At 55.0% G+C, this 12,790-nt stretch carries 15 protein-coding genes; all 15 read right to left on the bottom strand.

Annotation, left to right across the window (positions count from 1 at the left end):
• Window positions 1–139 precede the first annotated feature (139 nt).
• On the bottom strand, window positions 140–682 hold the full coding sequence (gene ycfP / locus ACOTZC_RS01970; protein WP_008500781.1) for an alpha/beta hydrolase YcfP: 543 nt from the start codon (window positions 680–682) through the stop codon (window positions 140–142).
• Window positions 683–716: 34 nt separating this feature from the next.
• Complete coding sequence (gene nagZ, locus ACOTZC_RS01965) at window positions 717–1,742, bottom strand: beta-N-acetylhexosaminidase (RefSeq protein WP_023311162.1); 1,026 nt, start codon at window positions 1,740–1,742, stop codon at window positions 717–719.
• Window positions 1,743–1,753: 11 nt separating this feature from the next.
• Window positions 1,754–2,578 (bottom strand): thiamine kinase, encoded by an 825-nt coding sequence (gene thiK / locus ACOTZC_RS01960; RefSeq protein WP_421635565.1) that lies wholly within the window; start codon window positions 2,576–2,578, stop codon window positions 1,754–1,756.
• On the bottom strand, window positions 2,559–3,206 hold the full coding sequence (lpoB, locus tag ACOTZC_RS01955; protein ID WP_023311160.1) for a penicillin-binding protein activator LpoB: 648 nt from the start codon (window positions 3,204–3,206) through the stop codon (window positions 2,559–2,561). The genes thiK and lpoB overlap by 20 nt, the downstream gene beginning before the upstream one ends.
• Before the next feature lie 10 nt (window positions 3,207–3,216).
• Window positions 3,217–3,591, bottom strand: coding sequence for a YcfL family protein (locus ACOTZC_RS01950; RefSeq protein WP_023311159.1), 375 nt, complete (start codon window positions 3,589–3,591; stop codon window positions 3,217–3,219).
• Between the two features lies 1 nt (window position 3,592).
• A complete protein-coding gene (hinT, locus tag ACOTZC_RS01945; RefSeq protein WP_006809243.1) occupies window positions 3,593–3,952 on the bottom strand; it encodes a purine nucleoside phosphoramidase in 360 nt (119 codons plus the stop codon).
• Between the two features lie 247 nt (window positions 3,953–4,199).
• Window positions 4,200–5,633: a PTS glucose transporter subunit IIBC gene (gene ptsG / locus ACOTZC_RS01940; protein ID WP_023311158.1), complete on the bottom strand. Its 1,434-nt coding sequence runs from the start codon at window positions 5,631–5,633 to the stop codon at window positions 4,200–4,202.
• A gap of 297 nt (window positions 5,634–5,930) precedes the next feature.
• Window positions 5,931–6,725 carry a metal-dependent hydrolase gene (locus ACOTZC_RS01935; RefSeq protein WP_126304398.1) on the bottom strand — a complete coding sequence of 265 codons (795 nt, stop codon included), beginning with the start codon at window positions 6,723–6,725 and terminating at the stop codon, window positions 5,931–5,933.
• A gap of 10 nt (window positions 6,726–6,735) precedes the next feature.
• Complete coding sequence (gene holB, locus ACOTZC_RS01930; RefSeq protein WP_023311156.1) at window positions 6,736–7,740, bottom strand: DNA polymerase III subunit delta'; 1,005 nt, start codon at window positions 7,738–7,740, stop codon at window positions 6,736–6,738.
• Window positions 7,737–8,378: a dTMP kinase gene (gene tmk, locus ACOTZC_RS01925; RefSeq protein WP_421635564.1), complete on the bottom strand. Its 642-nt coding sequence runs from the start codon at window positions 8,376–8,378 to the stop codon at window positions 7,737–7,739. The genes holB and tmk overlap by 4 nt, the downstream gene beginning before the upstream one ends.
• The gene (gene yceG, locus ACOTZC_RS01920; RefSeq protein WP_023311154.1) at window positions 8,368–9,390 is read right to left on the bottom strand and encodes a cell division protein YceG; all 1,023 of its coding nucleotides are present in this window, start codon (window positions 9,388–9,390) and stop codon (window positions 8,368–8,370) included. The genes tmk and yceG overlap by 11 nt, the downstream gene beginning before the upstream one ends.
• A 2-nt stretch (window positions 9,391–9,392) precedes the next feature.
• The gene (gene pabC, locus ACOTZC_RS01915; protein WP_248161222.1) at window positions 9,393–10,202 is read right to left on the bottom strand and encodes an aminodeoxychorismate lyase; all 810 of its coding nucleotides are present in this window, start codon (window positions 10,200–10,202) and stop codon (window positions 9,393–9,395) included.
• A gap of 120 nt (window positions 10,203–10,322) precedes the next feature.
• Window positions 10,323–11,564: a beta-ketoacyl-ACP synthase II gene (fabF, locus tag ACOTZC_RS01910; RefSeq protein ID WP_023311152.1), complete on the bottom strand. Its 1,242-nt coding sequence runs from the start codon at window positions 11,562–11,564 to the stop codon at window positions 10,323–10,325.
• Between the two features lie 93 nt (window positions 11,565–11,657).
• Window positions 11,658–11,894, bottom strand: a complete 237-nt coding sequence (acpP, locus tag ACOTZC_RS01905) for an acyl carrier protein (RefSeq protein WP_003857954.1) — start codon at window positions 11,892–11,894, stop codon at window positions 11,658–11,660.
• 154 nt (window positions 11,895–12,048) lie between these two features.
• Window positions 12,049–12,783, bottom strand: coding sequence for a 3-oxoacyl-ACP reductase FabG (fabG, locus tag ACOTZC_RS01900; protein WP_008500795.1), 735 nt, complete (start codon window positions 12,781–12,783; stop codon window positions 12,049–12,051).
• Window positions 12,784–12,790 lie beyond the last annotated feature (7 nt).

Below are 12,790 nucleotides of genomic sequence, written 5' to 3'. Positions count from 1 at the left end.
GAGAATACCACGTCAGGCGCATTGGTCATACCAAAATTGATATGCATCAAGTTTTGATGGCTTAAAAGTAGACAATTCTGGTCAAAAAGAAAGCCCGGTACGCTTTCGCGGCCGGGCTTTGATGCATGCGGGTAATTGATTAACCCAGCGTTTTAAACGCTTTGATACGCTGCAGATGCGGAGAGATGTTTTTGAACTTGTGGGTCTGTTCTTCGTCCCAGACGATCTCATAGTAATGATGCAGGAGCTCTGCTGCACGATGGCTGTTGAGCGCTTCATCATTACGCGAAAGGATCACCAGGCAGCGGTCGCGGTTTTTCTCACGGAAGTTGCTCACGCACTTGGTCGCAATATCGACATACTCTTCCGGGCGGTCAATTTTGCCTTCCATGTTCTCGTTCGGGAACAGATTAGGATTGAACACCACCTGGCGAATGTCGCACAGGAAGCCAATCCGCTCCGCCCAGTAGCCGCCCAGCCCCACGCCGCAAATCAACGGCCGATCGTCGACGTTGAGCTGCAACATCTTGTCCACCTCTTTGAGCAGATGCTGCATATCATGCTTCGGATGGCGCGTGCTGTAGCTGATCAACCGTACATCCGGATCGATAAACTGCAGCTGCAGCACCTTCTCATGATTACCAGGACTGTTTGAGTCAAAACCGTGTAAATAGATGATCATCGTCTTCTCACCACGCTACGCCTTCCGGGAGGGTTTACAGGCTGGCTTTATGTGCCTGCCAGCGCTCATTCAGGTCTTCAAGCCGGGCGTTGACCGTCTTCCAGCGCGCCGAATCCATCAGCTCCTGACGGCTAAATGAACCTTTATGATACAATTGTGTAACACGCTCTGCATTGATCGGCGACAGGTTATCCAGCACGCTAACGGCACCTTTACGATTATTGCAGACCAGGATCATATCGCAACCTGCATCCAGAGATGCCTGACCGCGTTCAGCGTAGCTGCCCATGATCGCGGCCCCTTCCATCGACAAATCGTCAGAGAAAATCACGCCGTTGAAGCCCAGTTCCTGGCGCAGAACGGTTTTCAGCCAGTGCGGAGAACCGCTGGCAGGACGCGGGTCGACGTCGCTGTAAATCACGTGCGCGGGCATAATGGCATCCAGCTTGTTATCGGTGATAAGCGACTGGAAAACCGACATATCTTTGGCGCGAATCTCCGCTTCCGGGCGAGGATCGCGCGGGGTCTCTTTGTGAGAATCCGCCGTCACCGCCCCGTGACCCGGGAAGTGTTTCCCGGTGGTTTTCATCCCGGCATCGTGCATGCCGTCGATGAACCGGGTCGCCATTGCCAGCGCAATACGCGGGTCTTCATGGTATGAGCGCTCGCCAATGGCAGCGCTGATATGCCCTACATCCAGCACCGGGGCAAAGCTGATGTCGATATCCATGGCAATCATTTCGCTGGCCATCAGCCAGCCGGCCTCCTGCGCCAGTTTTCCACCCTCTTCTGTGCCGAGCAGCGCGGCAAATGACTGGGCTGCCGGGAGACGGGTAAAACCGTCGCGAAAACGCTGCACGCGTCCGCCTTCCTGATCGACGGCCACCACCAGATGATTGCGCGATGCGGCGCGGATCTGACGCACCAGCTCACGCAGCTGCGCCGGATCGTGATAGTTGCGGGTAAACAGGATCAGTCCACCCACCAGCGGATGCGCCAGAATTTCACGCTCCTCCGCATCCAGCTCAAACCCTTCTACATCCAACATGACTGGACCCACATCCACCTCTCTTATCCTTTAGTTTGTAACTGACGCCAGGCATCGTCTGCCAGCGCAATAAATTGTTTCTCTCTGGACTGCCGATAGCGCATTTCAAACCAGCCAGCCATTAACATGACGACCCAGGGCCGCCAGCGTTTGACCTGACGCCTCAGCGCGTCGGGGTCAATATGTGCCATCCGGGCGTAGCCCCTGATGAGCATCTGCCGCGCGGCTTCACTCTCTGTCCAGACTGCCGCCAGCTCCAGCGCCACATCGCCATCTCCCGCATACTCCCAGTCGATAAGCCTGATGCCCGCTGGCGTATGAACAATATTCCCGGCATGAACATCCATATGCAACGGCGCGAGCCGAATCGGCTGCGGCTCGCCCGTTTTACGCAGCCGCTTGAGATGTGCCAGCCACACTGGAGTACGTCTGTCTGGCAGGGCTTGCTGCCAGTAATGTTCCAGTAGAGGGAATAACGTCGTTCGCCACCCCAGGCGTGGCTGCCGGTGCAGATGATACAGCATCGCCGCAAGCTCCGGCGTGTCCGGCAGCGCGCTTTTAACTTCACCTTCCAGATAGTCCACGGCGATCCAGCCCTGTCTGAAAAAACGAGGGGCAGGTACGAGATCCGCCGGAAGACGTCTCAGGGCACGAAACTGACGACGAAAATGAGAGGCAGGAGCAGAGGGGGCGTGATTTTGCCGCAAGACCAGACGTCGTTCGCCCTGCTCTATAATGCAACTCGCGCCGCCAAGCCCGGAATGGGCCTGCGGCGCGATAAGGCGGTACTGAGGAAAATAGCGCGTCAGAATCTCTTCACGCGTGCTGTCATTGTTGCGTAACCGCACCTTTACCTGACCAGATAATTTCGCCTGTCTGAACCAGCATCAGCTGCATCTGCAGGGCTGGGGTGTTCACGTTACCGGTGGCGTTAGAGTACAGCACATACTGTGCACCAACGTTACGGGCAATGCCGATCGCCTTGCTGCGGGTGCCGAGGCTATCCTGCGGCGACAGGCCCAGCTGCTGTTTGGCTACCGCGAGCTGCTGAGCCGAGACCAGCGTAAACTTACCGTTGTTAGCCAGAGCATTGCGCAGGGTTTCCGTCGCCTCACCCGCGTTCAGCGAACCGTTGGTACGGTTGTTGACGCTGTCGACCAGCAACACGCTGCCCGCCGTCACGCCCTGCGCCTGCAGCATTTTGCCTACCATCGGCTGCATTGCCCCGTTCCAGTCGTAATGGCGCACGCGCGGCGTGGGCTGTGACGTCTGGTCCGGATGCTCAATCGGGCCTGGCTGCGCCGGAATAGACGGTACAGACGGCACGGTTGGCTGCTGCTGCGTTGGCGGCGTCGGCTGTTCAGTACCCGGTTTAGCCTCTTCCACAGGCGCAGGCTGTTCAGTTCGGGTCACACACCCTGCGAGAAACAGAGCGAAAGCTGTCACGAGCGCATAGCGGCTCAAATTTTTAATCAAGGTTCACCCCTCAGAGATAAAGATAAAGTCTCACCTTATGCGCACCCAGATAGTTGGCGCTGCCATAGAGCGTTACCGACGACCTGGCCGGAATGGTGACGCTGCGCGGCGCCTCCAGCGGATGCATTTCAAGACCTCTTACGTCATACCAGAAAAAACGGTAGTGGACCGTCACTGGTTCATGTCTTTCATTAAAGAGCGTAGAGGAGGCAGATGAGTTGATTTCACTGATAGTCAACGCGGGCTGTTGCGCCGTGATGCCCGCAGCAAGCACGGAAGATTCCATGACCAGCGTCTGTTCATCATTCACGGGGATCGCCGGACGCGAGCTGCACCCCACAATCATCATCGCCATTACCAGCGCTGCAATACGCCCTTTCAGCATGTCAAAGACCTTTATGTGCCAGCATCGGCCCCAGAGGACGTCCACCCAGCAGATGCATGTGAATATGATAAACTTCCTGGCCACCATGGCGGTTGCAGTTCATGATCAGACGGTAACCGTCTTCTGCAATCCCTTCCTGTTCAGCGATTTTGGCAGCCACCGTCAGCATACGACCTAACGCCACTTCATGCTCGGTTTTTACGTCGTTTACAGTCGGAATCAGAATATTGGGAATGATAAGGATGTGCGTCGGAGCCTGAGGGGAAATGTCCCGGAAAGCCGTCACCAGTTCATCCTGATAGACGATATCTGACGGAATTTCGCGGCGGATAATTTTACTGAAAATCGTTTCTTCAGCCATGACCTTTTCCTTTTTTGTTTAATCTGGCGCAATGCGTCCGCTGTAAACACACTCCCGGAATCGGTGTGTGACACAATCCAAGAGTATGAGCGAGTTTCTCCTGTCCTTTCAACCTCCTCCCTCGATTTCTTTCCTGAATGTTCATCAGCTGACTGAAGAGTGACCGCTCTCGCGTCTCAGTGGCGTTTTTTAAGACACAAATAAAAAAGGCAGCCATTCGGCTGCCTTAGTCTCCCCAGGTCACAACTTAGTTGCTGCGGATGTACTCATCCATTTCGGTTTTCAGGTTATCGGATTTGGTACCGAAGATTGCCTGTACACCAGAACCTGCAACAACTACGCCCGCTGCGCCCAGTTTTTTCAGACCCGGCTGGTCTACTTTCGCGACGTCGGCAACGCTCACACGCAGACGAGTGATGCACGCGTCCAGGTTAGTGATGTTCTCTTTACCGCCGAACGCTGCGACCAGTGCCGGAGCCATTTCGCTGGTAGCGCCAGCTTTGCTGTCTTCTGTCGCATCTTCACGACCCGGAGTTTTCAGGTCTAGTGCTTTAATCAGCACGCGGAAGATAGTGTAGTAAACAACGGCATAGCACGCACCCACGATTGGGAACAGCCACAGTTTGCTGCTGTTGCCGGACAGAACGATGAAGTCGATCAGACCGTGAGAGAAGGACGTACCGTCACGCATACCCAGCAGGATACAGATTGGGAACGCCAGGCCCGCCAGAATCGCGTGGATAACGTACAGGATCGGCGCAACGAACATGAAGGAGAACTCGATCGGCTCGGTGATACCGGTCAGGAACGAGGTCAGCGCTGCGGAGATCATGATACCGCCCACTTTTGCACGGTTCTCTGGCTTAGCAGAGTGCCAGATAGCAATCGCCGCGGCTGGCAGACCGTACATTTTGAACAGGAAGCCACCAGACAGTTTACCTGCAGTTGGGTCGCCCGCCATATAACGTGGGATATCGCCGTGGAATACCTGGCCTGCTGCGTTGGTGAATTCACCAATCTGCATCTGGAATGGAACGTTCCAGATGTGGTGCAGACCGAATGGCACCAGGCAACGCTCGATGAAGCCGTAGATACCAAACGCCACAACCGGGTTCTGGTAAGCAGCCCACTGAGAGAAGGTCTGGATAGCAGAGCCGATTGGTGGCCAGATGAAGGACAGGATCACGCCAGTGAAAATCGCTGCCAGACCAGAGATGATCGGAACGAAACGCTTGCCCGCGAAGAAGCCCAGATACTCAGGCAGCTTGATGCGATAGAAGCGGTTAAACATATACGCTGCAATCGCACCGGAGATGATACCGCCCAGAACACCGGTGTCCGCCAGGTGTTTCGCGGCGATCTCTTCTGCCGGTAAATGCAGAACCAGCGGCGCAACCACAGCCATGGTTTTCACCATGATGCCGTAGGCAACCACTGCAGCCAGCGCAGAAACGCCGTCGTTATTGGTGAAGCCCAGAGCCACACCGATCGCGAAGATCAGTGGCATGTTAGCAAAGACAGAACCGCCTGCTTCGGCCATCACGTGGGACACTACGGCTGGCAGCCAGCTGAAGTTAGCAGAACCGACACCCAGCAGGATACCTGCGATAGGCAGTACGGATACTGGCAGCATCAGCGATTTACCGACCTTTTGCAGGTTAGCAAATGCATTCTTAAACATAATTGAGAGTGCTCCTGAGTATTTGTGCTTTTTTTACGCTTTCACGCATTGGCCCGGGGGGAGTACCGTGCCGTGGACAGGACATCTAAGCGCCCTTTATTTATTACACAGAGTAAAATAATTCCCTCTGAGTTTGTTTGACGGCTATCACGTTTCAGCTTAAGGCGGTCGAAAAACTTTCAGTTATTTACAAAAAGCATGTCCGGATGTGTCTAAATACACACTCACCGCCCCAAATGAGGCGGTGAACTTTACTCGTTTTACTTATTAATTACGAGCCTAAAAAAAACAGGTGTATCAGACAGATTGCAGGCGGGCGGGGTCGATATGGAACAGCGTGGAGAAGTTTTCCGTCGTCACGCGGGCCAGCTCATCGATGCTGACGCCCTTCAGTACGGCCATGTACTCAGCCACATCTCTCGTCATAGCGGGCTGGTTCTCTTTACCGCGATGCGGTACCGGTGCCAGGTACGGAGAATCCGTCTCCACCAGAATACGATCGAGCGGAACATAACGTGCAGCATCACGCAGCTGCTCAGCGTTACGGAACGTCACGATCCCCGAAAACGAGATATAAAACCCCAAATCAAGCAGCTTCCCCGCCGTTTCTCTGTCTTCTGTGAAACAGTGTAGTACGCCACCGCAATCCGTCACCTTTTCTTCCCGGAGGATAGCCAGGGTATCCGCGCGCGCATCGCGGGTGTGGACGATAACCGGCTTGTTCAGTTCCCGGCCAATGCGAATATGGTTGCGGAAGGACTCCTGCTGGCGCGGTTTGGTTTCCGGCGTGTAAAAATAGTCCAGCCCGGTCTCGCCCATCGCCACCACGCCCTCTTCGGCTGCCAGTCGGCGCAGATCCTCAACGTCGTACGCCTCGTCCTGATTCAACGGATGCACGCCGCAGGAGAACACCACGTTATCGCGAACGCCCACCAGCTCACGCATGGAGCAGTAGCCCGGCAGCGTGGTCGCCACCGCAAGACAGAATTTCACATCGCGGGCAGCGGCTTTTGCCAGCACGTCATCCACGTTTTTATGCAGGGATTGATAATCCAGGCCATCAAGATGGCAGTGTGAGTCGACTAAAAACATAATGTCTCTCTCAGAGATGGGAAACAGGCGGTGTGACGCCGGGTTGCAGGTAATGTTCGATACGCAGTAACTGGTCGGTCAGTAAAAGCTCGCGATTAAGACCCGTCACGGTTAAAAGCTGTTCACGGCTCTGGCAGATGTCATGGAGCATCGCGTGAAGAATCTTCACTGAGAGGCGGTTCGCCAGTGTATTCACCAGCGGCAACGCGTCCGGGTTGGTCAGAAGCGTAGCCCCCTGCTGGATTTTGAGCGCATCCAACAGCAAGGAGGCCAGCCAGTGCAGACGCTCAACGGCCCGATCGCTGTTAAGCGCAGGCAGTAAACTTAGCCAGTCCTGACTGTTCAGTGAGGCATCCAGGGCCCGGCAGAGCGTTTCTCGCTCTGACCAGACGTCAGGCTGCAGTAGTGCCAGCGCCGCTGCGGGCGCGCCGCTGCTCAGGCGCAAGGCGGACAGCGCACCCTCTGGTGACGTTGTCACCTCTCGTTCAAGCCAGCTCAGCGCCCACGATTCCTGAGGTACCGCCAGGTGATGAAGACGACAACGGCTGCGCAACGTCGCCAGTAATCGTCCCGGGTCACGGCATGAGAGGAAAAACCACGTTTTAACCGGCGGCTCTTCCAGGGTTTTAAGCAGGGCGTTAGCCGCCGCCTCGGTAAGCAAGGTGGCGTCTTTAAGCCAGACCACTTTAGCGCCGCCCAGTCGCGCGTGCTCATACAATTTTTCACTGACTTCACGCACGGCATCAATACCGAGCGCGCTTTTGCCCTTCTCAGGCTCAAGGGTGTAGTAGTCTGGATGCGTCCCCGCCTGCATGAGCTGGCAGCCACGGCATTTACCACAGCTCTTGTGCCCTTCCGGCTGCTGACACATCAGAAAACGGGTGATGGCATAAATCAGCGCATCATCACCCATCCCTGGCAATGCCTGAATCAGTAACGCATGATGCCCCCGACCCGCCTGATAGCTGCCGATCAGCTGTTCAAAGTGTGGGCGCAACCATGGATACCATTTCATGCCTGCTGCTCCTGCACCCACTGCGTAATGGTGTGTTGAATGTCGCTCGTGACGTCGTCCAGGGACTGCGTCGCATCAATGGTACAAATTGAGCTGTCCTGTGCGGCCAGCTCAAGATAGCGCGCGCGGGTGCGGTTAAAGAAATCAAACGACTCTTGTTCAATGCGGTCCAGCTCGCCGCGCGCGCGGGCACGCTTGAGGCCCACTTCCGGGGTCACATCCAGATAGAGCGTCAGGTCGGGGCGAAAATCACCCAATACGGCATTACGCAGCGTTGCGAGCATTGTCTGCTCGATGCCGCGTCCTCCGCCCTGATACGCCTGAGTCGACAGATCGTGACGGTCGCCGATCACCCACTTGCCCTCGGCCAGGGCGGGTTTGATCACCGTCTCAACCAGCTGAACGCGCGCCGCGTAGAACATCAGCACTTCGGCCTTGTCAGTGATAACTTCGTCGCCGACGGATTTGATATCCAGTACCAGGCTGCGCAGCTTTTCAGCCAGCTGCGTGCCGCCCGGCTCGCGGGTAAATACCATGTCCGCCACGCCAAGCGCTTTGAGCGTATCCACCACCACGTTGCGGGCAGTGGTTTTACCCGCCCCTTCGAGTCCCTCAATGACAATGTATTTACTGCGCATTTTTTTCCTTAAGTGCCTTCAGATAGTCCTGAACAGAGCGATTGTGGCTGGCAAGGTTGGTGTTAAAGGTATGCCCCCCTTTTCCATCAGCCACAAAATAGAGATACGGTGTTTTAGCCGGATGCGCGGCGGCTTTCAGCGACGCTTCGCTCGGCGTGGCAATCGGGCCTGGCGGCAAACCGCTTATCACGTAGGTATTATACGCCGTTGGCGTCTCCAGATCTTTTCTGGAAATCTTGCCCATATAGCTCTCTCCCATGCCGTAGATAACGGTAGGATCGGTTTGCAGGCGCATGCCGATGCGCAGACGGTTGATAAATACCGACGCCACCCGATCGCGCTCAGCAGCGACGGCAGTCTCTTTCTCGACGATCGAGGCCATGGTCACGAACTGGTTCGGATCGCTGTAAGGCAATCCTTCCATCCGCCCTTCCCAGGCGGCATCTACGGCGGCAACCATTTTTTTGTGCGCCCGCTTTAGGATAGCCACATCGGTCGTGCCTGCCGTGTACATCCAGGTGTCTGGCCAGAACCAGCCTTCCACCCATTCCGGATGTTCAAGCTTCAGCGCTTCTGCCACCGTCTGATAGCTATCGTCTTTTAAGGTATGTTTGATATACGGCGCGTCACGCAGCTGTTTGAGGTAATCGCTCAGGCGCATCCCTTCCACAAACCGCAGTGGGAACTGGGCTTCTTTACCGCTTTCCAGCAGCTGCAGCATCTCTCTGACGGTCATTCCCGGCGTAAAGCGATAGGTACCAGCTTTGAAATGTGACAGCTCAGGCTCCACGCGCAATAGCCACTGGAATACCCGTGGACGATTGATAATCTTGTCGCCATAGAGCTGTTCCCCAAGCGCCTGACGGCCGGTTCCCGCTTTCAGGGTAAAGATCGTTTCGTCTTTAACCAGGATCTTGCTGTTCGCCAGCTGGCGAACTTTCCATACGCCCGCTCCGCCGGCGACGCCCAGCGCAACGATGAGAATAAGGACAAAGCGCAACATTTTTTTCATGACTATCTGGTTTGCTCACATATCGGGGCTAAAAACTGAAACAGCTCGCGCGAAGACCAGCGTTGTTGACCATACGCACGGACGGGTACAACAGGCATCAGCGCATTGCAGATGATGACTTCATCGGCGGTCCGTAGCGCCGCTTCTCCTGCGCTAACTTCGACAACGCGAAAGCCAGAGCGTGCCAGCTGTTGCAGACAAAACTGACGCATTAACCCATTTACGCCAGCGTATTCCAGCGACGGAGTGAACACCTTTTCCCCCTGCCGCCAGAGTAAATTAGCCGCACAGCATTCCGTAATGAACCCTTCGCTGTCAAGAACCAGCGCCTCATCGGCGTCCGTCTGTTCAAGATGAGTACGAATGAGCACCTGCTCGAGGCGGTTGAGATGCTTAAGCCCGGCCAGCATCGGGTTTCGTCCCATTCGTACAGGGCTCAGCGTCAGCGTGACGCCGTCTTCTCGCCAGCGAGAATAATGCGCGGGATAAGCAGAAACGGAGAGGATACGCGTTGGGTTGAGGCACGATGCAGCGCTGTAACCCCGGCCACCACTGCCGCGGCTGATGATGACTTTGAGTACGCCGCTGTCCTTCCCGGTTCCCAGCTCGCACATTTCCTGACGCAGCGTGTCCCAGTGCGTAAAGGGGATCATGAGCTTTTCACAGCCATGCTGCAGGCGTCGAATGTGCGCCTCCAGCAAGCAGACATCGCCGTCCAGAATGCGCGCCGTCGTAAAGCAACCATCACCGAACTGTATCGCCCTGTCGCTGGCAGGCAGCGTGTCCTGCTCAAGGCCATTGATTAAAAACATGGTGGCTCCTTATGCGTGGGCAATTAGTCTGGCAGGATGTCATGCAGCCGACAAGAAGATTAGGCTTAATAAAAAAGGCCCGGCAAGCGGACCTTTTTAAATGCGACAGGGACGTCAGGATCAGATCTTTTTGAAGATCAGAGAACCGTTGGTACCACCGAAGCCGAAGGAGTTACACAGGGTGTACTCCATACCGCTAACCTGACGCGCTTCGTGAGGAACGAAGTCCAGATCGCAACCTTCATCCGGGTTATCCAGGTTGATGGTTGGCGGAACAGCCTGATCGCGCAGCGCAAGGATGGAGTAGATTGACTCTACCGCACCCGCCGCACCCAGCAGGTGACCGGTCATGGACTTGGTTGAGCTCACCATTACGCGGCTGGCAGATTCGCCGAAGATAGACTTAACCGCCTGAGCTTCAGCTTTATCGCCTGCAGGTGTAGAAGTACCGTGCGCGTTCACGTAGCCAATTTGTGCTGGGGTAATACCCGCATCACGAATCGCGTTTTCCATCGCCAGCGCAGCACCCGCGCCGTTCTCAGGAGGAGACGTCATGTGGTAAGCATCGCTGCTCATGCCGAAACCAACGATTTCAGCATAAATTTTCGCGCCGCGTTTTTTCGCGTGTTCGTATTCTTCCAGTACGATCATGCCCGCCCCGTCGCCCAGCACGAAGCCGTCACGATCTTTATCCCACGGACGGCTCGCCGCCTGCGGATTATCATTACGGGTAGACAGCGCACGCGCCGCACCGAAACCGCCGACACCCAGTGGGGTACTGGCTTTTTCAGCACCGCCCGCAACCATAGCATCTGCATCGCCGTACGCAATAATGCGCGCGGCCTGGCCGATGTTATGTACGCCAGACGTACAGGCAGTCGCGATTGAAATGCTTGGCCCACGCAGGCCGAACATGATGGTCAGGTGACCCGCCACCATGTTAACAATCGTGGACGGAACGAAGAACGGGCTGATCTTACGCGGGCCGCCATTCATCAGAGATGTATGGTTTTCCTCGATCAGACCAAGACCGCCAATCCCGGAGCCGATAGCGGCGCCGATACGGGTTGCGTTCTCTTCCGTAATTTCAAGACCAGAATCCTGCATGGCCTGAACGCCAGCGACAATTCCATATTGAATGAAGGCATCCATCTTGCGCTGTTCTTTGCGCGAGATGATATCTTCACAGTTAAAATCCTTTACTAAGCCAGCAAATTTTGTTGCATAGGCGCTAGTATCGAAATGGTCGATTAGGCTGATGCCGCTCTGACCGGCAAGGAGAGCTTTCCAGGTAGACTCTACGGTATTGCCGACAGGAGACAACATGCCAAGTCCGGTCACAACTACACGACGCTTAGACACGTTTGTCCTCCAGGGAGGGATAAAAAAAAGAGATTCGTGGGACTAAATAAAGATAAAACTCAGGCGGTCGAATGACCGCCTGGAGATGTTCACTTACGCCTGGTGACCGTTGATGTAATCAATGGCAGCCTGAACGGTGGTGATCTTCTCAGCTTCCTCGTCCGGAATCTCAGTATCAAACTCTTCTTCCAGAGCCATTACCAGCTCAACGGTGTCAAGAGAATCTGCGCCCAGGTCTTCAACGAAGGAAGCGGAGTTCACAACTTCTTCCTGCTTAACGCCCAGCTGTTCGCCGATAATTTTCTTAACGCGTTCTTCGATAGTGCTCATACTCTTAAATTTCCTATCAAAACTCGCTTTCGCGATGGTTTTCGTAGTGTATAAAATGTTGAAAAATTTGCAACTAAATCCCGGCAGTTCGTACCACGATTTTACGTTATTTTGAGGCCATTCGCCCTAATAACGCAAATATTTTTCATCGTGGTTAAACCATATACATCCCGCCGTTGACGTGGAGGGTCTCACCAGTGATGTAACCCGCTTCGTCAGAGGCTAAAAATGCAACCGCACTGGCGATTTCTTTAGGGTCGCCAAGACGACCCGCCGGAACTGCCGCCAGCGTACCCGCACGCTGCTCATCAGTCAGCGCACGCGTCATGTCCGTTTCAATAAAGCCCGGAGCAACAACGTTTACCGTAATACCGCGGGACGCAACTTCACGCGCCAGCGACTTACTGAAACCAATCAGACCTGCTTTCGCCGCAGCGTAGTTAGCCTGACCAGCATTTCCCATGGTACCAACCACAGAACCGACAGTGATAATACGACCATGACGCTTTTTCATCATAGCGCGCATTACCGCTTTTGACAGACGGAATACAGATGACAGGTTGGTTTCGATGATATCGTTCCACTCGTCGTCTTTCATTCGCATTAACAGGTTATCGCGAGTGATCCCGGCATTGTTTACCAGAATATCCACTTCACCAAACTCTGCGCGAATATTTTCCAGAACAGATTCAATAGATGCAGGTTCAGTCACATTCAGTACCAGACCTTTACCGTTTGCACCCAGATACTCGCTGATGGCCTGAGCGCCATTCTCGCTGGTTGCTGTACCAATCACCTTCGCGCCGCGCGCAACCAGTGTTTCAGCAATTGCACGCCCGATACCGCGGCTTGCGCCAGTGACCAGGGCGATTTTTCCTTCAAAACTCATGGTATTC

The organism is Enterobacter cloacae complex sp. SHL009 (genome assembly GCF_049237205.1).
GTDB classification, from domain to species: Bacteria; Pseudomonadota; Gammaproteobacteria; order Enterobacterales; family Enterobacteriaceae; genus Enterobacter; species Enterobacter cloacae_M.
The sequence above is the reverse complement of the archived record's forward strand: the minus strand, read 5'-3'. Positions and strand labels throughout refer to the sequence as shown.

Bases quoted from the DNA above. Each gene is read 5' to 3' on its own strand.
- ycfP (WP_008500781.1), bottom strand. From the start codon at position 682: ATGATCATCTATTTACACGGTTTTGACTCAAACAGTCCTGGTAATCAT.
- ACOTZC_RS01950 (WP_023311159.1), bottom strand. From the start codon at position 3,591: ATGCTGAAAGGGCGTATTGCAGCGCTGGTAATGGCGATGATGATTGTG.
- hinT (WP_006809243.1), bottom strand. From the start codon at position 3,952: ATGGCTGAAGAAACGATTTTCAGTAAAATTATCCGCCGCGAAATTCCG.
- ptsG (WP_023311158.1), bottom strand. From the start codon at position 5,633: ATGTTTAAGAATGCATTTGCTAACCTGCAAAAGGTCGGTAAATCGCTG.
- ACOTZC_RS01935 (WP_126304398.1), bottom strand. From the start codon at position 6,725: ATGTTTTTAGTCGACTCACACTGCCATCTTGATGGCCTGGATTATCAA.
- holB (WP_023311156.1), bottom strand. From the start codon at position 7,740: ATGAAATGGTATCCATGGTTGCGCCCACACTTTGAACAGCTGATCGGC.
- tmk (WP_421635564.1), bottom strand. From the start codon at position 8,378: ATGCGCAGTAAATACATTGTCATTGAGGGACTCGAAGGGGCGGGTAAA.
- yceG (WP_023311154.1), bottom strand. From the start codon at position 9,390: ATGAAAAAAATGTTGCGCTTTGTCCTTATTCTCATCGTTGCGCTGGGC.
- pabC (WP_248161222.1), bottom strand. From the start codon at position 10,202: ATGTTTTTAATCAATGGCCTTGAGCAGGACACGCTGCCTGCCAGCGAC.
- acpP (WP_003857954.1), bottom strand. From the start codon at position 11,894: ATGAGCACTATCGAAGAACGCGTTAAGAAAATTATCGGCGAACAGCTG.
- fabG (WP_008500795.1), bottom strand. From the start codon at position 12,783: ATGAGTTTTGAAGGAAAAATCGCCCTGGTCACTGGCGCAAGCCGCGGT.